This is a genomic window from Nostoc cf. commune SO-36 (genome assembly GCF_023734775.1).
In the GTDB taxonomy this organism is placed as follows: Bacteria; Cyanobacteriota; Cyanobacteriia; order Cyanobacteriales; family Nostocaceae; genus Nostoc; species Nostoc commune_A.
This window is the reverse complement of the sequence record NZ_AP025732.1, coordinates 1961120-1982881: the sequence shown is the minus strand read 5'-3', so window position 1 is coordinate 1982881 and position 21762 is coordinate 1961120. Positions and strand designations below refer to the sequence as shown.

Below are 21762 nucleotides of genomic sequence, written 5' to 3'. Positions count from 1 at the left end.
ATTCCTCTGGTTAAATTTTCGTTACATAGTTATAAATTTTCCCGCCCACCTACTTATTCTACCAAGCGATCGCTCTCTTCTTGCCTCTGTGTTCTCTGCGGCTCTGTGGTTCGTTAAAAAGAGCGATCGCCAAAATTCCACAAAATCACTAATTTGACTTACTTTGGAAAATATCGATAAATATCTTTACGATGTAAGACACGCTGAAATATTACTGTTTCACCGTCAAATATAATTCCGATTCGATAATCACCTATACGAATCCGATAAATATCATCATATCCTTGAAGCTTTTTGATATTAGTAATTTCTTCAAAGTTAGCTATTTGTGGTATTTCTTCAAAAGCAAGTACTTTAATCGTCTCATAGTAAGGTGTACTTTTGAGCGCTTTTAAATCTTTAATAAAACTGGATATATACTGGGTATTCACTCTCTTTCTAATTCGGCTAATGCTTCATTAATATTTAATGGGGTTTCTTGTTGTACTTCCTTGATTGCTAATATCAATCCTTCATCTTCAATCGCTTCTAATAAGCGTAAATAGTCTTGAAAATCTATAATTACTTTACGAATATTACCTTGAGTATCTGTGATTAATTCTTGAGCAAATGGGTATTGATTGGGTTTCATTTGGGTATTAGTGTTTGTAATCATAGAGAATTTGATTACCTTTACATAGTACAAGTATAGAAGATTTTGAGTAGGCGATCGCTTCGCTGCGACTTTGTGCGAAACAAAAAAGCGATCGCTCCTCCTCTTCCTCTGTGTCCTCTACGCCTAGAAAGGTTATTTAAAAAAGGCGATTGCCTGCAAAATCTCTACAGTGCGATTATAATTAACTTGGGAAGAAATCAGAATCTAAGGCTTCATCAATAGAAAAAGGATAGTCTTTAGGAAAAATAGACAGAGGAAGCCCTGTTTCAATAGATGCTTCTTTTCTAGCGTGTTGGTAACAACTGTCAAAAACTTCCGTGTAATAATATTTTAAGCTAGGGCTATCGACAAATGCTTCTTGTAATCTTTGACGATGTTCATAAATTGTATACAACCAGCTATTGGATCGCATCTGGGGTTGAAATTTGTATTTGAGAAGGTGCATTAAAAGCACTCTAAGATTACTCCTTAAAGCATTTTTATCACTTCTACCCATACTTTCAATTTCTTCAATTAAATTGTCTAATTCTAGTTCTAAAAACTTTTTATTTTTTAATAAATCAACAGTGTGTTCTAACCATAAATGATAATCTTGTGCATAGAGACTATTGGTTTTAGGAACAGATTGATTGCTCATAATCTTCTCCTTTATGGATATATAATTTTAACATTACTTCTTTATTGCAGAGTTTGCGTTAGTGTAGCTTACGGCAGGTATTGCATTTTTTATTTTTTCTTTGCGCCTCCGTATCAGACTAAAAAGTGTAAAGATATGCCTAGTGTTACCTAGAAAAGGCTACCGCAGGCATCACTAACGCCTAAATTGTCCGTTTCATCGGGATTTCTATCCAGAACTCACACCCCTTACCAGGTTCAGAAACACACTTGATATAACCGCCGTGTTTCTCTACAATAATTTGGTAGCTAATAGATAACCCTAAACCAATACCTTGTCCAGGTTGTTTGGTGGTAAAGAAAGGCTCAAAAATGCGCGATCGCATCATCTCTGGAATCCCGCAACCATTGTCGGCAATCCAAATCAGAATCGTATTCTCTTCGATTATTTCTGTACGAATCCAAATTTTCGGATCGGCAATTATTTTTCCACAATTTGCTGAGTTTTCCAGCGCATCGATCGCATTGTTAAGAATATTCATAAACACCTGATTCATCTGCGCTGGATAGCAAACTACTGGGGGCAATTCACCATATTGCTTAACTACCTCAATAGCAAAAGAATTAGTTTGTGGTTGCAGTCGATGTTGTAAAATTAGCAAAGTACTGTCGATACCTTCATGAAGGTCAACGGGCTTTATTCCGGCTTCGTCAAGTCGAGAAAAAATTCGTAATGACAAGACGAGTTGAGAGATTCGCTCTGCCCCCATCTTTATTGAATTCAAAATTTTGGGCAAGTCATCACTAATGAAATCTAAATCCAATGCTGCTACTTGCTTTTGAATTTCTCCTGTTGCCTTAGGATACTGTTTCTGATAAAGGCGTAATAATTTAAATAAATTTTCGGTATGTTCCGTAACATAGCTAATGTTGCCGTAAATGAAACCAATCGGGTTGTTAATTTCATGTGCTACACCAGCAACTAACTGCCCTAAACCTGCCATTTTCTCACTTTGAATTAACTGGCTCTGAGTGTACTGTAATTCTTTAAGAGTCTCAGTAAGTTCTTCTTTTTGGCGTTGAGTCTGTTTAAGTAATTCCGCTTGCTGAAGCCCTACTCCCAGCTGAGTACCAATCTGCATTAGCAAATCTACCTCATCTTCTTGCCAATCACGCGGTTTGATATTTTGATAAGCTGCTAGTAATCCCCAAAGTTTCTCACCCTGAAAAATCGGCACAATGATATATGCCCTAGCTTCCATTAGCTCAAGTAAGGCAATATGACAGATAGAATAATTGGCACTGTAAATATCTTTAACGACAATGCTTTTATCATTAGCAAAATCTCCACCTTGGGTTTCTTGCAAGTAATCATCTGCAACTACAGGTACAATTTTCCTTACTGGTGTCCAACCTTGGGCTAAAGACTCAGCAACAAATTCGCCACTCCAATCAGTCCTGAATCGATAAATTGTTACTCGATCAACTTCTAATAGCCGCCGGACTTCTTCTGTACTGGTGGCAAAGATGGTATCAATATCAAGGGACTGGCGAATTTTCTTCACCGTTGCGGCTAAAGCCTTTTCCCTTTCGGCTGCTTTCCGTTCTCGTGCAGCAGCTTGAGCCAGTTTCTGGGCTTGCACCTGCATCTGCTTCAAAGACTCAGCTTGCTGTAATGCTACCCCCAATTGAGCGCCAACTTGCGCCAATAAATTGATTTCCTCATCTTGCCAATAACGGGGTTGGGAATTTTGATAAGCTACTAGCAATCCCCACAGCTTTTCGCCCTGAGAAATTGGGACAAAAGCTTCATTACGTGCATACTTACCTGCTTTCGTTCCCTGGATAAGAATGCGTTCCGTCACAGGCTGTGGTTTAATCACTGGTGTCCAACCATCAACAATAGAATCAGCGACAAATTCGCCACTCCAATCAGGATAGAAACGATAAATTGCTACTCGTTCAACTTCCAATAACCGACGGACTTCTTGAGTTGTGGTTTTAAAGATGGCTTCAATATCAAGAGACTGACGAATTTTTTCTACGGTGTTCGCCAATGCCCTTTGTCTTTGAGCAGCTTTGCTGATCTCTGCTGCTTGGATGTGCATTTGTTGGATAAATTCCGCTTGCTGCAAAGCTACACCTAGTTGTGTACCCACTTGGGTAAGCAAGTAAACCTCATCTTTTTGCCAATCACGGGTTTTAGAATTTTGGTACACCGCTAGCAGTCCCCAGAGCTTCTGACCGTGGTAAATGGCAATAATCACATAAGCTCTTGCTTGATATATCTCTAAGATTTTAATGTAGCAGTCGCTAAAACCTGAATTGTAAATATCATTACAAACACGGTACACTTCACAGCGACTGAAGCTACCACCCTCTGTATCTTGTAAGTAGGTATCAGCGACTGGAGGTTTAGCTAAATCTTTGGCGCTACATTCACTGACGTTTTCACTCACTTTCGGGCGCTGCAATTGTTCATCTATAAGGGAAATCCAACCCTCTGCTACTGATTCAAATACAAATTCACCACTCCAATCGGGATTGAAGCGGTAAATAGCCACACGGTCAGCATTTAGCAGCTGCCTAAGTTCTGCGGTGCTGGTGCGGAAAATGCTTTCCAAGTCTAGAAATTGACGAATTTTCTCAATGGTTATGGCTATAGTTCTTTGCCATTGGGCTGCTTTTTCTCTGGCTTTTGCTTGTGCTAGTTCTGCTGATTGCAGTTTTACTTGTTCTAGGTAATCTGCTTGCTGTAAAGCAACTCCTAGATGTTCGGCGATTAATTGCACAAACTCAATTTCTGATGCTTCCCATTGCCGAGAACCACTACACTGATGAATACACAGCAATCCCCATAAATCTTTACCTTTGATTAAGGGGGCAGTTATATTGGCACGTACCTGAAACCTTTCTAGAATCTGGATGTAGCAATCACTGGCATTAACTTGATAAATATCAGCTATTGCTCTAATTCGACCTTGCTGATATAGTTTTGCAAACTCCTCACTAAAGCAGTGGTCGCGCAGTTTGGCTGCTAGTGCCGAATCCCATTCTGTTGCCACATCTTCATAGATAAATTCCCCTTCCCATGCCAAATCGGGATAAAAACGAAAACACACTAACCCGATCACTTTTCAAAAGCTGGCGTACTTCAGTGACTGTAATTTTGAAGATGGTTTCTATGTCTAGAGACTCGCGAATGCGGGCAATAACTCCAGACAAGGCTTTTTGTTGCTCATTCTGACGCAAGGAGAATGTCACATCTGAATGAGATTCTTGCTGTTCTGAATTTGGTTCTATGGGTTGAGTAGTAGAGGCGTTTTCCATTCCCAGTGGGACTTTAAATATTGAAAGTCTTCTATCTCATGATTCCCGTTGCGATCGCAAAGGTAACAGTCATTTCTTGGGAATGTCATAAAAAACAGTGTAGGGACACGATATTATCGTGTCCCTACAAAAAAATTGTTCAACCACTAGCGAATTACCGCCGCTTGGGAGTGGCGCTGCGGGTGGTGCGTTTTTCTTCTTCTCGGCGACGGCGATCGCGCCAATCTGCCAGGGTTAAATAACCAATACCACCAGTAACTACTACGAGTAGCACTGCGGCAACTATTGTTAAAATACTCAAAAATGGACTTTCCACAATGCCTCTACAGTCCGTTACGTCCCCACACTACCATTGCAATTGACCAAGTGAACACAACTAACAGCGATACCCAACCTAGTGTCAAAATCTCCATAGTCTCGCTTTTCAAATAATTACAAAAGGTTTCTAATATTTATCATACAGGGATTGGGCAGGCTGAGATTTTTTTATCAATGACATTCTAAGTTTTGCGTAGGCGTAGCCCGTCGTAGGCATCGCACGCAAAGGGTACACCATTTTTTATTGGTACGCTAGTACTTCTAGCATTAATAAAGACAAATGTAAAAAAATAGCGATCGCGCTTTCCCTCTTGATAGTTTGGGAATACTAGGATTATGCGTATATATTCCAAATCCAGCAACCCCTAGTATCATGTCGACATTTTTCAACTATCCTTTCCACTCCAATGGTTTTATTCCCCACGGACATTGTTATCTTTGGCAAACTGGATTGGTTTGGCTCCACATTATTTCTGATGCCACGATCGCTCTAGCCTATTATTCTATTCCCTTCCTACTGATTTATTTTATTTCCAAGCGCAGAGACGTTCCTTTCAATGGAGTCTTTTTGTTATTTGGTGGTTTTATCATTGCCTGCGGTACTGGACACTTGATGGATATTTGGACGCTTTGGCATCCAGACTATTGGATTGCAGGTGCTTTAAAAGCTTTAACTGCCATTATTTCGATATATACGGCATTTGCGTTATTTTATCTTATGCCTCAAGCTCTAACACTACCTAGCCCTGCCCAGTTAGAAGTTATCAATCGAGCGCTTTCAACTGAAATTTTAGAGCGCAAGCACATCGAAAAAGAACTACGCGTTGCCCAGGAAGTCACTCAAAACTCCAGCCAAGCCAAGAGTGAATTTCTTGCCAATATGAGTCATGAACTACGCACACCTCTCAACGGTATTCTGGGTTATACACAAATTCTCCAACGCACAGAATCTTTGAGTGAGAAAGGACGCAAAGGAGTCAGCATCATTTATCAATGTGGTTCTCATCTTTTAACACTGATTAATGATGTTCTGGATCTCTCCAAAATAGAAGCCCGGAAGTTAGAATTATATCCTGTTGATTTCTACTTGCCTGCTTTTATAGATAGCGTGACTGAAATTTGTCGCATCCGGGCAGAACAAAAGGTTATAGCATTTCACGTCGAGCTAGATCCTGATTTGCCAACAGGTATTCATGCTGATGAAAAACGCTTGCGGCAAGTACTGATTAACTTGCTTAGTAATGCGATCAAATTTACGAATCAAGGTAGTGTCACCTTCAAAGTTCAGGTCATTGGTCAAGAATCAAACGCCAAGGGAAAAACTAACTACAAAATTCGCTTTCAGGTAATAGATACTGGCACGGGTATAATCCCTGAACAAGCCGAGAAAATCTTTCAGCCCTTCGAGCAAGTGGGAAATCAGAAACGACAATCTGAAGGTACAGGTTTGGGATTAGCAATTAGCCAACAAATTGTTTTGTTGATGGGTAGTCAAATTCAGGTGCAAAGTACTTTAGGTAAAGGTAGCATTTTTTGGTTTGAAGCAGAATTGCCAGAATCTAAAGACTGGGCAAAGGTTTCTAGAGTGATTGAGCAGGGAACCATTATTGGTTATCAAGGAGAAAGGCGCACCATTTTGATTGCAGATGACAAATGGGAAAACCGATCAGTAATTGTAAATTTACTAGAGCCTGTTGGATTTACTGTTGTAGAAGCTAGTCAGGGTGAGGAAGCATGGGAACAGGCTCTAATCTACAAACCAGACATGATTATCACTGACCTAGTGATGCCTGTATTGAATGGATTTGAGTTGATCGAACGTTTGCGCCAGTCTGAGCCATTTAAAGAGATTGCTGTCATCGCTTCGTCAGCTAGCGTATTTGCAATCGACCAGCACAAGAGTATTGATGTCGGTGCAGACGCATTTCTACCAAAGCCTGTAGAAGCTGAAACGCTGCTGGAAATACTACGACAATTTTTGCAACTGGAATGGATTTTTGACGTTAAGGTAGACGCAACCCAAAAAACTTATACAGGTGATTTGGATAAACTGAATGACATAATTTATCCTACTCAAGAGGTTTTACAAGAGTTACTTGATCTGACACAAGATGGTGATATTCAAAAAGTTTTAGAACTTGCTGAGGAACTTTCTGCATCTGATGAGCAGTTAAGGATTTTTACCCAGCATATCGTCCAACTTGCTAGTAATTTTCAACTCAAACGTTTGGAGAATTTTATTGTAAGTATTCAAGAGTCATAATTCCGGAGTCAGAACAAATTAGACAACCTACAAAAACATTTCAATACTTGATGATTTAGTAAAAAGTGTATCAGTTTGTTTTATTTGTATACTAATTGAATAATCACGGTTATTCAGTAAGTTAGTAAGTTACTAACTTACTATGCTGATGCGATTCTGTTAGCGGTAGCGGGGCGTTTAACCCATTCTGACTCCTGGCTTCTGAATTCTTTTATTCAAGAATAGAGTGAAATTTAAATTTAAAATTCATCATGAGCAAAATTCAAAATAACAGATTTATTTTGATTGTGGATGATAATCCGACAAATTTATCTGTCCTGTGTGAAGCACTCAATAGTGAGGGTTTTCGTTTCCGTGTTGCAGTCGATGGAGAAAGTGCGATCGCTCAAGCCGAACGCAATCAACCAGAGTTGATTTTGCTGGATGTACAAATGCCCGGTATTGATGGGTTTGAAACTTGTCGCCGCCTCAAAGCTAATCCTGTTACCCAAAACATTCCGATTATTTTCACCACTGCCTTAGCAGATACAGAAAGCAAAACGAAGGGATTTTTTCTTGGTGCAGTAGATTATATCCCTAAACCGTTTGCACAAGAGGAAGTCATTGCGAGAGTGCGGGTACATTTACAACTCAAACAATTGACTGAATCTTTGGAACAACAAGTTAGCGATCGCACCAAAGCTTTGCAACAAGCTCAAGTCCAACTGGTACAACAAGAGAAACTATCAACACTCGGAGAGCTAATCGCTGGTATTGGCCATGAAATTAATAACCCCATCAATTTTATTTCCAGCAATATTCCACCTTTGCAAGAATACATTGCAGGAGTATCTGAATTGCTCCTACTGTATGAACAAGAATATCCGAACCCAACAGCCAAAATTACTACTGCTATTAAGAACTTGGATCTAAATTTCGTTCTCGAAGATATGGGAAAAATTTTGAATTCACTCGAAGTAGGAAGTGAACGAATTCAAAACCTTTCTAATTCTCTCCGCAACTTCTCCCGCTCTGATAGTGATATAAAAATACCTGCTGATTTGCACCAAGGGCTAGATAGTACATTAATGATTTTGCAACACCGCCTCAAGGCTAATAGCGATCGTCCCGGTATCGAAGTTATTAAAATTTATGAAATATTGCCAGAGGTAAACTGCTATTTAGGGCAGATGAATCAAGTATTTATGAACATTCTGGCAAATGCAATTGATGCTCTGGATGAAGCTATAATGCAAGGCAAAATGAGCAATCTTATTCCTCAAATTAAAATTACAACAGAAATAGATTCTGAAAAATTGGTTGTAATTCGGATTGCTGACAATGGGATTGGTATTCCTGAACGGCTCAAACAACGCTTGTTTGAGCCGTTATTTACCACAAAAAGTGTTGGTAAAGGTACTGGGCTTGGCTTGTCGATCGCATATCAAATAGTTGTGGAGAAACACAAAGGTGTATTAGATGTGAATTCTCAACCTGGTATGGGAACCGAGTTTGTAATAAAAATTCCCGCATGAGAGCAGCATTTAATTACAATTGTTTGAGTAAATTTATTGAAGCAGTGAACCAAACTTTAGATCCTCAATTAATGGCAGAGCGCCTAGAATCTCTCAAGGCTGGAATAGTTGGGAGTTTTTCACTATTTTTTACCTTTGCGATCGCCACTCTTTTGAATACTTTCGTACTGGCAAAGTATTTTCAGACACTCGCAAGTCTGCAAAGTGATCTTAACTGGCACTTGTGGGTGAGTGGTGCTGTTGCAAGTTTTACTGGTTTCCTATTTGGTGTCACGTACCGCTATATCATCCGCTCAGATCAAAATCCCCAACTCAAAGCTGGAGGTATGCTGGCTTGGCTTTTGGCTTGGTGCGGGGATTAACTCAAATAGAACTGGGGTGGAATTCTCACAGCACAATTTGGCCTTTTTTAGTATTGGCGGGAGAAAGTTTATTGTGGTTTGTCTTTGCTGCGATCGCTCTTGATATTGCTATTCAACTCCGTTGGGTTAAACCTTTTTCATCCGTCTAAATTCCCTATGTCCTTAAAATAAAGTATAATTTATTACTAATATCTAATATGGAAACTAAAATATCCCACTATTATCTGATAGTCGATCTGGAGGCTACGTGCTGTAATAGTGGGACTATTCCGCGTCATGAAATGGAAATCATCGAAATTGGTGCAGTGATGCTCAATCGAGAAACATGGGAAATTGATTCAGAGTTTCAACAATTCATCCAACCTGTGAGACATCCGCAATTGACAGCTTTTTGCACCGAATTGACTAGCATTCGGCAGCAAGATGTTGACGAAGCACCCAAATTTTTAGAGGCAATTTCTCGCTTCAAAAAATGGATTTATTCATTTCCCAATCATATTTTTTGTTCTTGGGGCAATTACGACAAAAAGCAATTTATTCAAGATTGTGCTTTTCATAATGTCCCTTATCCTTTCACTTCAGAACACATAAATATCAAAGAAGAATTTTCCGAATATCTTGGCGTGTCTAAAAAATTTGGCATGGCACAGGCTCTCACGGAGTTGGGGATAGAATTAAAAGGTACACACCACCGTGGTATTGATGATGCCCGTAACATTGCCGCTATCTACAAACAGATTAAAACTAAAAAACTAAGCTGAATAAGAGTACTCCAAGTAAAAAAATGCTCAATTGTCATTGTGAACGCTCGCGGAGCGTCTCGTAGAGAAGCAATCTTAGCCCTTGCGATTGCTTCGCTTCGCTCGCAATGACGGGTTTTGGATCATTTATTTTTTGGAACACTCTAATAAAAAATTTCACATCGAGCCAATCAAAGTTTCTTTTACTGGGGTTGGGGAAGGTAATAGAGGATAGCGGGGAAAAAAGGGAAAGATATACTACCCTATTCCCCGTGCCCGATATCCTTTTTCATAAGGTTCATCGTATCTTCAGAAAAAAAAAGTTTGAGTGGGGTTCTGAAAGAGCTAAAGTTTTGTTAAGATGCAATGGCTAGCACTTTCTCAACGAAATACACCTGTCGGGGTGTGGAGAAATAAAAAGTACTAGCAGCAAAAAGTTCAAAAGGTGAAGCAATGACCACCTATATTTTTTCTGATGAAGCCCTGATGATGCTGACCAACGCCTATTTGATATCAGTAGTACTGTTAATAGCAGCTTCTGGTATAGGTTTGGCGGTAATTGAAACCATAGAAAAGACAGGAGAACGCTAAATTTATAAATGGCAATCTATTATTTTTGCCAAAAACCATTGAGTGCAAGTGTTCGCTGTGCATAAATCCTGGGAACACTAAAGTATGAAAGTCTCATAGCGCTACAGTCTTACCTGTAAATCTACCAAACACACAGGTAACTTTAGCGCCATTGGGACTCTAACTAAGGAGCTACTACAATGGGTCTATTCGACGCTGTTTTGGGCACAGAAAGCCAAACCCAAGCAGCACTCAATCCAGCCGAAGCTTTTGCTGTCATTATCTTGACTGCAACGGCCTCAGACGGTTATCTTTCTATTGAGCAAGCAAATTCTATCACTTCTGTGCTGTCTCGGATGAAACTTTTTCAAAGTTATCCCCATGAGATGATCAATAGGCTGTTTGACATAATCTTGGGCATTCTCCAAGGTGATGGTTTTAATGATTTATTTAATGCAGCAAAAGATTCTCTATCTCAAGACTTGCGGGAAGCAGCCTTTGCGGTAGCCACCGATTTAGTCCTAGCTGAAGGTATTGGAGCTGAAGAGAAAAACTTTTTAAATGATTTATATCAAGCTTTAGGGGTTTCTAGTGAAATTGCAATACAAATTGTGCAAGTAACCTTAATTAAAAACCGGGTATAGGGCGATAGAAGACATACTTAATTAAAGTATACAAATAGCTTATAAATAAAGCGTGCCACAAAAGCTGAGTTTCTTTGGCACTATTTTTGGTGTTATTGTAATTGTGTCATAATCCGATTTTATAACTTTAAACTTTAAATTGTAAATTACTTATGCGTTGTTCTGCCACCCTAACCCAACTGGTTGAAGTTCTTTTGGCCTATCCTGTAAACGTGTCTGAAACTGCTTTAACACAAGTAAGTAGCGGTATACAGACAGATAGCCGTACCCTCAAGCCGGGTGAAGTATTTGTCGCTTTAAGAGGCGATAAGTTTGATGGACATGAATTTGTGCCAGCTGCGATCTCAAAGGGTGCTTTAATTGCAATTGTAGATTTTGAATACGACAATCCCGGATTTCCTGTATTACAGGTAAAAGATACCCTCAAGGCATATCAAAAAATTGGCAGATGGTGGCGCGATCGCTTTAACATTCCTGTAATTGGTGTAACAGGTTCCGTGGGCAAAACTACAACTAAAGAATTGATCGCCGCAGTTTTAGGAATAAAGGGAGTAGTTCACAAAACTTATGGAAATTACAACAACGAAATCGGTGTCCCAAAAACTCTCTTAGAACTTGGCGCAGAACATGACTACGCCGTGATTGAAATGGCGATGCGGGGTAGAGGGCAAATTGCCGAATTGACACAAATAGCCCGTCCAACAATTGGATTGATTACCAATGTGGGGACGGCACATATTGAGTTACTGGGTTCGGAAGAAGCGATCGCTGAGGCAAAATGTGAGTTATTAGCCGAAATGTCTGCTGATAGTGTGGCAATTCTCAACCACGACAATGCCCTATTAATGGCCACAGCAGCAAAAGTTTGGCACGGAGAAGTTTTGACTTACGGCCTTTCTGGTGGGGATATTCAAGGGCAATTAATTGATAACGAGACTGTGGAAGTCTCAGGAATCCAACTGCCTCTGCCGTTGCCTGGTCGTCACAATGCGACTAATTTCTTGGCAGCTTTAGCAGTGGCAAAGGTGTTGGGAATCGATTGGGCATCCCTGAAAGCAGGTGTGATGGTGAATATGCCTACAGGGCGATCGCAGCGATTTACCTTACCCAACGATGTGGTAATCTTAGATGAAACTTATAATGCTGCACCAGAAGCGATGATCGCAGCGTTGCAATTATTGGCAGATACACCCGGAAAACGGAAGATTGCCGTATTGGGTGCAATGAAAGAATTGGGAGAGCGATCGCAGCAATTGCACCAGCGAGTGGGAGAAACAGTACGAAAATTGAATTTAGATGGCTTATTGGTTTTGGTAGATGGGCAAGATGCCGAAGCGATCATTAAAAGCGCCGAGGGTATTCCATCGGAGTGCTTTGCAACTCATGCCGATTTGGTGGCTAGGTTGAAGACATTTGTGCAAGCAGGCGATCGTTTATTGTTCAAAGCCGCCCATTCCGTGGGATTAGATCGAGTAGTCAATCAGTTACGTGCAGAATTTCCTAAATAGACATTTATTTGGTGAAATTAAATATGCGTTATCCAAAACCCTTGTAGAGATGTAGCACTGCTACATCTCTACATTCTGTCGTGGAGAGTCGGTATAGATTTCAGACGTTGTTGGAAAGACTAGGACTATTACTGTGGCGTCTTTGAAAAAGAATTGCTGCCAAATTAGCCAGTAAACAGGTGATTGCTAGCCACAGCAAGATATAAGTAGGAGCCATCACCACGCCAATCTGGAACCAAGTATATACATGCAATATCATTACAGAAGCGAAAAAGCTAGCAATTCCAGCAGATTGCCATACTTGGTGCGATGGGCGACGTAACGCTACTAGGCTGATCGTCAAAATTGTGACAAGCAAGTTAGCTGGTACGAGAAATGTACAAATACTTATGCAGTTGCCACGAGAAAACTCAGCTAAGGTGTCTAAATCGAGCATTAATTTGTTGGGATAGATGTTAGGTTTTTAAGACTTTAGTTTATTTGATTTGAAAGCAATGAAATATAAATTCACATATAAGTGAGTAATCACATTGCAAATATAACATAAATTAAACTATTGAGTTGCATTTTGATGCTATGAATAGTTAGTTAATTATAAAGATTTTGGATAAGTAGGGTGGAAAACACCCACCCTAGCTGAATTAACCCGGTAAAATCACCGTATCGATAACGTGTACCACACCATTATCAGCTTCTATATCTGCTGCTAAAACTGTGGCATTTTTAACTTCAAAACCATCGGAAGAATGAATTTTAATAGGTGAACCTTCTACAGAATTAACTGTACCGAGTTGGGCTAAATCAGCCTGTAGGAGCTTTCCGGGAACGACATGATACTTTAAAATACGCGTTAGCTGAGGAATATTCTGTAACAGAGTTTGAATAGTTCCCGGTGGTAGCTTGGCAAAAGCATCGTCATTTGGTGCAAAGACAGTAAACGGGCCAGGACTTTTTAATGTTTCTACTAAACCAGCAGCTTGCACAGCCGCCACCAGTGTTTTGAAAGACTCAGCCGTAACTGCAATATCAACAATATCAGCCATAAATTTTACCTAAATCTCTGAAAAAGATTTTAAAGGATAATAAACCTATTTTAAGTTTTGTGAAACAAAATAAATTTAAAATCAATCGTTGAATAAACTACACGCAGACACGTACTACCTGTCAGACATCGCCTTATGATGTTTCTAGGAAAATTTCGTTATATAAAGAAATGTCCGATCGCACGTATGCCATTCTAGGAACTGGAGCATTAGGTGGGTTCTATGGTGCCAGACTACAAAAAGCTGGATTGGATGTCCACTTTTTGCTCAAGAGTGATTACGAACAGGTAAACAAATATGGTTTAGTGGTAGAGTCCAAAGATGGCGACTTTACGCTTCCCAAAGTCCACGCCTACAACGACGTTGAAAAGATGCCACGATGCGATGTGGTGGTGGTGGCACTAAAGACGACGCAAAATCATTTATTACCAAAGATGTTGCCATCTGTGGTTAAAGACGATGGGGTAGTACTGGTATTGCAAAATGGACTCGGTGTAGAAGAGGAAGTTGCTGAAATTGTTGGTAATGTAACTGTTAGTGGTGGGTTGTGCTTTTTATGTTCTAACAAAGTGGGGCTAGGGCACATACACCATTTAGACTATGGGCAAATTGTTTTAAGTGAATATACCCCTAATTATCAGCCTGCTGGGATAACTGAGATGATGCAGCAAATTGCTAATGACTTTGAAAGCGCTGAAATTTCAATTGAATTAGCCGAAGATTTACTACTGGCACGTTGGAAAAAGCTGGTGTGGAATATCCCCTACAATGGGCTTTCTGTGATTCTCAACGCCAGAACAGATGAATTAATGGCATATAGCTACACCCGCCAGTTAGTTGAACAGTTGATGTATGAAGTAGCAGCAGGGGCAAAAAGTTATGGACGGATAATCAGCGATCGCTTCATTCAAACAATGCTCGATTACACTGTCAAAATGAAGCCTTACCGCCCCAGCATGAAAATTGACTACGACGAACATCGCCCTTTGGAGGTAGAAGCAATTTTCGGCAAACCATTACAGAAAGCCCAAGCAAAAGGTGTGAATTTAGTGCAGATTAGTTGTTTATACCACCAGTTGAAGTTTTTGGATGCAAGGGGAAAAGAAGGGGGATGTTGAAGGAGGCAGAAGGGGACGCAAAGAAATTCTTCCCTTGCGTCCCCGACTCTCTACACGAATAGTATTAAGTTAAGATACACACCTTGCCTCTTAACTCAACTTCTTTAGTACTTCAAGTAAACTAATCACTGCTGAAATTGTTGCTTGAAGTTTTTCTGTACGATCGTCTGAACCTTGATCAATAGTTTTAACAAACTGTTCTAGTGCTTGAGTCAAGTTTGCTTGAGATTGCTGAATTGCAGACGTATCAGATATCTGAGGTTTTGCTGGTGCAGACGGTAAATTTACGGATTCGATCACAGGGCGATCGCTTGTCGGATTATCACTAACAACTAACCGCACTGCGGGGTCGCCAATAATGGCATAACTACGAGCATCGTTGTTAGCTGTCCACATTCCAGACAAACTTATTGGATTAGCGATCGCTCCATATTTAATCTCTTCTAATTCTGTGCTGAGGTCGGAAGACAGTTCAGCATAGCGTTCGTTGAAATATTCGACGGCTGACCCTACGGGATGTCCTTCTAGCAATCGTTTGAGAGTACTTTGAAAAACTGCTAACTGTTTACCAGTTTTTTCCCAAACGAAAGAACAACCCCAAGCGCGTTCTACGTGACCGATGACAGCCAAAGCGCCGCCATTGGGATGGCTGAGGAGTCGTCGGGGTAGGGGAGCGATAAAGGCATTAGGAGCGATCGCTAACCTTTCGTTAGAGCCTTTTTGATGGGCAAATTCATCAAATCGGGGAGTACCCGCACCATAACAAGCAAAGTGAAAGGCAATCAGCCCTAATAAGCGGGCATCGCTGCCAACATCATCTGCTGAGAAGTAAAAATCTTCAGGAATCGGTTCTCGCCATTTGAGCGGGCCCGGCCAGTCTTGACAAAGTAATGCTCCTTGATGGCGTAGTTGTCGCTCATGTCCATTAGGAAAACCCATACCATGACTAGCAGTAAACAACAACGCTGGAGTCTCTTCCCCCCCTAGCAGCTTCTTTAAACGTGCTTTGGTAGCTTCTTCTGCAAGTAAGGTTTGAACATTCCAATTGTTGTCTTTTTGATCGTTAAGCATCCATTCAGCTAAGGGCTGGATCAGATTTTGAGCGCTGAGTTGTGTGGCTGCGTCAGCAGCGTTACGCACACCAAAAAAGCTGGCGCGGCGAGGTAGTGATAAATTGGTGGTTTCCGCTTGCACTACACTACGAGCATACTGAGCATATTCTTCCGGCGTATCGAAATAAATCCGGCCTACTGCATATTGCACGTCGAGTTGATACTGAAAACGATAGGAAATTGTTTCTGGATCGCCAACAATCAACAGGTAATAAGGCATTTTGTCAGGATCTGCTGGGCCTGGCCCAACTCCATGACGTGATAAAAATTGATTCTTTGATTCCCCTGGACGATAACCCTTTGGGCCAGTGTATTCTCGATAAAAATGCTCGTGCTTTTTCGCCGCTTGCTTTTGTCGATGCGTTAATAATTCTTGGAGTGCTTCTTTAATTGCTGGGTCGGCATTATAGGCAAAAATAACTCCCCAACCTGTCTCTGCGAGGTTTTTTGGATCTACACCTTCTATGGGGGCAAAATCAGGTTCTAGACCTTTAACATGCAGATCCTTTTTCTTGAGTTCGCTAATTTCTATAGGATCAAAATCTTCGCCCTGAGCAATCTTAGCTAGCTGCTCAGGTGTTAATGGAGGCAACAAATACTCTCCAGAAGCCCCATCAATGCCATTGAAATATAGCTCTTTTGTCAGTTGTTCTATGCTCATACTATTTACACCCTTATATTTTTATTGGCACAGGGATTGGCTGTTCACTCGGAAAAACTATGAATGTTTTCCCAGTTCCTGAATTAACTAGCAAAAGCTGCTGACCATACAGCATGAGCTACTTCCGGTTTATCAATTGTGTTGTGGGCATCTTCATCTTTACCGTTAACTAGATTGCGAATAAACTCACTGCTTTCTAAGTTGTAAACTTTACCAGATTGGAAATTATAAGGCTTTTCACAAGGGTGCATTTTTAGACTGATAATTTCGTCTAATCCTTGAATACCAAAAGTGCCAATACTACCATATTCAGGGAATTCTGACTCAGTAGAAATTGCAAAGTTTATATCCTGACCCATAAACCAGTTACCAGGTCTGCTAGCAATAGGATACAGTTTGCCCACAGCATCGTCATGTATGGAGCGAGTGGTAACAACTGGGCCAACAACTTTACAGTCGTTGATAATTGAAGAAAAACAACCAGCTAAATTTGCTCTGCGAGGAATATTTGAGCAGTAAGACCAGAGTGATAAAGCTCCTTGGATAAGAACTAAGGAGTTAACTGGACGGATTAATCTACTATTGTTTTTACCTGCCACAATAGAAGAAACAACGATACATCCAAAGCTATGCCCAACTAAGTGAAATCTTGCTGTTGGAGCAGCAGCTTTTTGAAGTTTTGTTAATAAATTAAAACCACTAGTTTCACCAATTTGGCGGGCACGCTGTTTCATCTTCCAATAAGACAAGCGTCCTAATAAATCCAAAAATACATTTCTTCTGTATTCAGAAACATCACCAATTGCAAAACTAATTTCTTCAGATTCTTTTTGAGCAATGATAGATTCATAGATATCGTCAGGCTCTAAATTAAACGATTCGCTATCATTTTCATCAGTGTCTAAAGAAGCCTCTTTAATTAATACTTCGTAGGCTTGTCTCACTTCCAGTGGTAAGTTGTCTGGTGGGATAGAATATTCTATTGACGCTGTAAAAATTGTTCTGAGAGCTTCACGTGCCGCTTCCGTATCAGCAACATCTTGGGCGTATTGTTCGATTGAATCATTTAATTGTGTCCCTGTCGTGTCAAAAGATGCAGCGTTAGCATTTAAGTCTTCATTACCCCAGGGTCTACTAGGCCAATGCAACCCAATCAACAGTGGACGGAATTCTTGGTTTTGAGATTTCCGTAATTCTTGAATTTTTTGAATATCAGCCTGACTGTATACCATAGCTTTAATCCAACTTTGGTAATGTCTTTTTGCTCCGGGAACGTCACCTAACCATCCGTGACTCATGAAAAAGACATCTGTAATTGGTTGAGTGGATAGTATCTCCACTAGCTTTTGACTCATAAATCCATCTGTCTCAAGACGTTCATTACCATCAGCATCAAAAGCAATGAGGTAATAATCTAAAGAAGCAGCGATAGTATCAATGGTTACAGTTTGGATTGGCATATATAAATCCTTACCAGGGTTTGATTTTGATATGTTGTGCTAACTGTTAGGAAGATCGAAAAAATAAAATGCCTTTCTTGCAAAAACTACGAAATTTTGGCGCGGCAGCCTGAAGAACCGTCAATGACGGCTGGGCATTTTATTACTTGTAAGTGCCTTAACGGAGAGTCACAATTGTTGGCTGTATCAGTGAACTACAATCTGAAATAATCATTTATTTCAAGCTTGCAATTCATTTATACTTAGTAAAGACTGACACTATTAGATACATGATATCTATAAAGAAACGGTAAAACCTCAGTGATAATACGATGGTTTTGTCGTAATCTGCAATAAACAAGCAATACTTTTTTAAAATAGTTGTAATTTATACATAATATTTTTATCAGTAGAGCGAGATAGCAATCATTTATGGTGTGTCATCAAATAGCGATCAATCTAGTTGAGAATCGGATTACACTAAGTTAAGACATAGCCCTTGCTCTAACTGGTTAGCCTCGTTCCGAGCCTAACGAGACTACACAAGACCTTTAAAAAAGATTGTTTGGTTGTCTTGCCAGAAAACTGCAACACCTGATGAGAAAATAAGACATTCAAACAGAGCGATATCTACGATGGGCTACGCCTACGCCATTTGATTGCTAAAAAGCCCGTTAATTCAGATGCAATTTTTTTGAGTTTACAGGCAATGAAAGTGTTATGGGGTATCAAGTAGAAGGTCATCACCTCGAAATAGTTCTAAAAGCCAGTCCTTCTTTAGTAAGTTTTGTGTAGAATTTGGTGGTGAGGTTATTTACTTGATTCTCAATTGCAGCAATCCAGGTTTCATTTATGAATCAGTCTTTTTCTCAAAACCAAGCAAGACGAAATCGTCAACAAAAGCTGTGGCAACAAAAATGGAGTTTAAAGACTAAAGCAATAGTTTGGGCATTAAGTATAAGTGCCTTTCCTATAGTTGCAATTGGAACATTTACTTATTACTATGCTAATGATTTAATTACCAAACAAATTCCGCAAGTAAGACTTGAGAGTGTAAAAAATTCAACAGTAACGGAAGCTCTACAAGGGCAACTCTCAGTGTTGGTAACTGGTATGGGAGTAACAGCAATTTTGACAGGTGCGATCGCTGTTTTTGTGACTAATCAAGCTATTAGTCGAGTCAGCAAAGCTGCTGCAATGTCTAATAGTATCAAAAATAAGCTCCGTCCAGACAGTGAGTTTACTCAATATTTCATCGCTAGCGAAGATGAATTAGTGATGTTAGAGAGAAACATAAACTTATTCACAGAGCTGCTTTCAGTTTTAATAAAGGAAAAAGAAACCGAAGCTGATTACTCCCAACTATTAATTAAAGTTACCCGATGGGTTCGAGAATCATTTAATGAAGAAGATGTTCTCAAAATTACCTCAGAAGAAATTCGTAAAGCTTTAAGCATTGATCGCGTAACCATTTTTTGCTTTAACTCCAACTGTAATGGAACCTTTATCGCCGAATCAGTAGCACCTGGTTTACCAAAAATTTTAGGGGTTACAGTGTCTGAGCCTGGGTTCGAGCCAGGATATATAAAAAAATACCAGAATGGTTCCATCCGTGCTATTGATAATATCTATCAAGCCGATCTTAGTGATGATGATATTGAGTTGCTAGAGCAATTTGCTGTCAAATCTAATTTAGTAGCACCTATTCTCAAAGGCAAACAGCTATTCGGTTTATTGATTGCACATCAGTGTTCTAGAATTCGCTTTTGGCAGCAGTCTGAGATTGATTTGTTAGCTCAGATAGCTATACAAGTAGGATTCGCCCTTGACTATACCAAACTTCTAGAACAGGTTGATACGAAGGCGGATATAGCTGAGGTATTTATCGAAATTACCCGCAGCATTCGCCAATCGCTCAACGAAGAGGATGTCATCAAAACCACCGTGGAAGAGGTTCGCAAAGCACTGAGTACTGACCGAGTACTGGTCTATACTTTTAGCGCTGATTGGTCTGGAACTGTGATTGCAGAATCAGTGGTTCCAGGTTATCCCAAAGTTTTGCGGTCTGAAGTGCAAGACCCATGTTTTGCTCAGGACTATGTAGAAAAGTATCAGTCTGGTCGCGTTCAAGCTACAAATAACATTTATGAAGCAGGTTTGCGTGATTGTCATATTAACCTGCTAGAATCCTTTGGCGTGAAAGCAAATTTGGTCGCCCCCATCCTCAAAGATGAACAACTGTTTGGCTTATTAGTTGCACATCAATGCTCCAGACCGCGTGATTGGCAACAGTCTGAGATTGATTTATGTACCCAAATAGCGATGGAAGTGGGATTTGCTCTCGACCATGCAAGGCTCCTGCAACGAATCGAGGCTGAAGGTGTGCAAAGTCGGTTGCTGGTGGATACTATCGGCAGCATTCGCCAATCGCTCAACGAAGAGGATGTCCTGAAAACCACTGTAGAAGAGGTTCGTAAGGTACTGGCTACTGACCGAGTGATGGTTTATAGCTTAAATGGTGATTGGTCTGGAACTGTGATTGCCGAATCAGTCGTTCTCACCTACCCAAAAGTTTTGCGATCTGAAATCCAAGACCTATATTTTGGTCAAGGCTACGTAGAAGATTATCAGTCTGGTCGCGTTTTAGCAATAAACAACATTTATGAAGCCGGTTTGGCTGATTATCACATTAACCTACTCGAATCCTTTGCTGTGAAAGCAAATTTGGTAGCCCCTATTCTTAAGGATGAACAGCTATTTGGCTTATTAATTGCACATCAGTGTTCCAAACCTCGTGATTGGCAACAGTCTGAGATTGATTTGTTTGGTCAGATAGCGATGCAAGTGGGATTTGCTCTCGATCATGCAAGACTCCTGCAACGAGTCGAAGCTGAAAGTAGGCGAAGTCAGTTACTGGTGGATATTACCCGCAGTATTCGCCAATCGCTTAACGAAGAGGATGTGATCAAAACCACTGTGGAAGAGGTTCGCAAAGCACTAAGTATTGACCGAGTATTAGTTTATAGCTTTTACGCTAATTGGTTCGGAATTATAATTGCTGAATCAGTAGTTCCAGGTTATCCCAAGGTTTTGCGGTCTAAAATTTATGACCCTTGTTTCACTGAAAACTATATAGAAAAGTACCAGTCTGGTCGTGTTGTCGCCACTAATAACATCTATGAGGACGGTTTGGCTGATTGTCATATTACTCTGCTCGAATCTTTTGGCGTAAAAGCGAATTTAGTAGCACCCATTATCAAAGATGAGCAGCTATTTGGCTTGTTAATTGCACATCAGTGTTCTGGCCCTCGTGATTGGCAACAGCCTGAGATTGATTTATTTGCCCAAATAGCGATGCAAGTAGGATTTACTCTCGATCATGCTAGGCTCCTACAAGCGTATGAAGCTTCTGAAGCTAACTCTGATGAGTAGGGCGGAATTAGTCGCTTGGTCGTAACCAGAAAATCACTGACTAGGAAAAGTTTAATTACGGTTTTTACAAAATTTTATAGTTGTAAAAATCATAATATAGGGGCGCACACAGATCATTGGTGTCAACTTACAGCAAATTGCAATCAAACGTGCCACAGATAAAATTACTGAAAGCAGTACTGGGCTTTGTTTTAGGATTTATTTTGTGGTGGGTTTGATCAAAAACTGCTGTAACGTGAAAGCCAGCCTATAACCAGCTTTTAGATATTCTCCTCTCGTTCCCAGTCTCCGACTGGGAATGCCGTCCTAGAGGCTCCGCCTAGGGTGTTGACTCTGTATCCTTTAGCCCATAAGACTTCATGCAAAAAATGTGTCGCCTGTGTTTGACTTAAAGTGCCTGCTTTAGGCACTTTAAGTCAAACAAAAATAACACGAATA

At 40.3% G+C, this 21762-nt stretch carries 17 protein-coding genes and 2 pseudogenes; 9 read left to right on the top strand and 10 right to left on the bottom strand.

Annotated features, from left to right (window positions below; all coding sequences use genetic code 11):
* Window positions 1-158: 158 nt before the first annotated feature.
* From ANSO36C_RS08710 to petN, 6 genes and pseudogenes are all read right to left on the bottom strand, one after another.
* Window positions 159-431: a type II toxin-antitoxin system RelE family toxin gene (locus ANSO36C_RS08710; RefSeq protein WP_251959205.1), complete on the bottom strand. Its 273-nt coding sequence runs from the start codon at window positions 429-431 to the stop codon at window positions 159-161.
* On the bottom strand, window positions 428-655 hold the full coding sequence (locus tag ANSO36C_RS08705) for a hypothetical protein (protein WP_251959204.1): 228 nt from the start codon (window positions 653-655) through the stop codon (window positions 428-430). The genes ANSO36C_RS08710 and ANSO36C_RS08705 overlap by 4 nt, the downstream gene beginning before the upstream one ends.
* 181 nt (window positions 656-836) lie before the next feature.
* Complete coding sequence (locus ANSO36C_RS08700) at window positions 837-1292, bottom strand: DUF29 domain-containing protein (protein WP_251959203.1); 456 nt, start codon at window positions 1290-1292, stop codon at window positions 837-839.
* Window positions 1293-1473: 181 nt separating this feature from the next.
* Window positions 1474-4600, bottom strand: a pseudogene (locus ANSO36C_RS08695) (GAF domain-containing sensor histidine kinase).
* 154 nt (window positions 4601-4754) lie between these two features.
* Entirely contained in the window at window positions 4755-4901 is a 147-nt protein-coding gene (locus tag ANSO36C_RS08690) for a hypothetical protein (RefSeq protein WP_251960502.1), read from the bottom strand.
* Between the two features lie 22 nt (window positions 4902-4923).
* On the bottom strand, window positions 4924-5013 hold the full coding sequence (petN, locus tag ANSO36C_RS08685) for a cytochrome b6-f complex subunit PetN (protein ID WP_012408302.1): 90 nt from the start codon (window positions 5011-5013) through the stop codon (window positions 4924-4926).
* 278 nt (window positions 5014-5291) lie between these two features.
* Here petN and ANSO36C_RS08680 point away from each other — a divergent pair, with 278 nt between their 5' ends.
* The 7 genes and pseudogenes from ANSO36C_RS08680 to ANSO36C_RS08650 all read left to right on the top strand — a co-directional run bounded on the left by ANSO36C_RS08680 (window position 5292) and on the right by ANSO36C_RS08650 (window position 12519).
* Window positions 5292-7181, top strand: coding sequence for an ATP-binding protein (locus tag ANSO36C_RS08680; RefSeq protein ID WP_251959202.1), 1890 nt, complete (start codon window positions 5292-5294; stop codon window positions 7179-7181).
* A 251-nt stretch (window positions 7182-7432) separates the two neighbouring features.
* Complete coding sequence (locus ANSO36C_RS08675) at window positions 7433-8695, top strand: sensor histidine kinase (protein ID WP_251959201.1); 1263 nt, start codon at window positions 7433-7435, stop codon at window positions 8693-8695.
* Between the two features lie 71 nt (window positions 8696-8766).
* Window positions 8767-9206 (top strand): annotated as a pseudogene (locus ANSO36C_RS08670) (hypothetical protein).
* Between the two features lie 48 nt (window positions 9207-9254).
* Window positions 9255-9818: a 3'-5' exonuclease gene (locus tag ANSO36C_RS08665; RefSeq protein ID WP_251959200.1), complete on the top strand. Its 564-nt coding sequence runs from the start codon at window positions 9255-9257 to the stop codon at window positions 9816-9818.
* A gap of 432 nt (window positions 9819-10250) precedes the next feature.
* A complete protein-coding gene (locus tag ANSO36C_RS08660; protein WP_190939313.1) occupies window positions 10251-10388 on the top strand; it encodes a hypothetical protein in 138 nt (45 codons plus the stop codon).
* Between the two features lie 179 nt (window positions 10389-10567).
* Window positions 10568-11011 (top strand): tellurite resistance TerB family protein, encoded by a 444-nt coding sequence (locus ANSO36C_RS08655; protein ID WP_251959199.1) that lies wholly within the window; start codon window positions 10568-10570, stop codon window positions 11009-11011.
* Window positions 11012-11163: 152 nt separating this feature from the next.
* Window positions 11164-12519 carry a UDP-N-acetylmuramoyl-tripeptide--D-alanyl-D-alanine ligase gene (locus ANSO36C_RS08650; protein WP_251959198.1) on the top strand — a complete coding sequence of 452 codons (1356 nt, stop codon included), beginning with the start codon at window positions 11164-11166 and terminating at the stop codon, window positions 12517-12519.
* Window positions 12520-12619: 100 nt separating this feature from the next.
* Here ANSO36C_RS08650 and ANSO36C_RS08645 read toward each other — a convergent pair whose 3' ends face one another.
* Together ANSO36C_RS08645 and ANSO36C_RS08640 are read right to left on the bottom strand one after the other, a co-directional pair.
* Window positions 12620-12955 carry a hypothetical protein gene (locus ANSO36C_RS08645; protein WP_251959197.1) on the bottom strand — a complete coding sequence of 112 codons (336 nt, stop codon included), beginning with the start codon at window positions 12953-12955 and terminating at the stop codon, window positions 12620-12622.
* 205 nt (window positions 12956-13160) lie between these two features.
* Window positions 13161-13562, bottom strand: a complete 402-nt coding sequence (locus ANSO36C_RS08640) for a fasciclin domain-containing protein (RefSeq protein ID WP_251959196.1) — start codon at window positions 13560-13562, stop codon at window positions 13161-13163.
* Window positions 13563-13732: 170 nt separating this feature from the next.
* Here ANSO36C_RS08640 and ANSO36C_RS08635 point away from each other — a divergent pair, with 170 nt between their 5' ends.
* Window positions 13733-14680, top strand: a complete 948-nt coding sequence (locus ANSO36C_RS08635; protein WP_251959195.1) for a putative 2-dehydropantoate 2-reductase — start codon at window positions 13733-13735, stop codon at window positions 14678-14680.
* A gap of 90 nt (window positions 14681-14770) precedes the next feature.
* Here ANSO36C_RS08635 and ANSO36C_RS08630 read toward each other — a convergent pair whose 3' ends face one another.
* Window positions 14771-16453 carry a C25 family cysteine peptidase gene (locus ANSO36C_RS08630; protein ID WP_251959194.1) on the bottom strand — a complete coding sequence of 561 codons (1683 nt, stop codon included), beginning with the start codon at window positions 16451-16453 and terminating at the stop codon, window positions 14771-14773.
* An 83-nt stretch (window positions 16454-16536) separates the two neighbouring features.
* Entirely contained in the window at window positions 16537-17913 is a 1377-nt protein-coding gene (locus ANSO36C_RS08625; protein ID WP_251959193.1) for a hypothetical protein, read from the bottom strand.
* 831 nt (window positions 17914-18744) lie between these two features.
* Between ANSO36C_RS08625 and ANSO36C_RS08620 the strand changes: the two genes are divergently transcribed.
* On the top strand, window positions 18745-21324 hold the full coding sequence (locus tag ANSO36C_RS08620) for a GAF domain-containing protein (protein WP_251959192.1): 2580 nt from the start codon (window positions 18745-18747) through the stop codon (window positions 21322-21324).
* The last annotated feature ends 438 nt before the right edge of the window (window positions 21325-21762 follow it).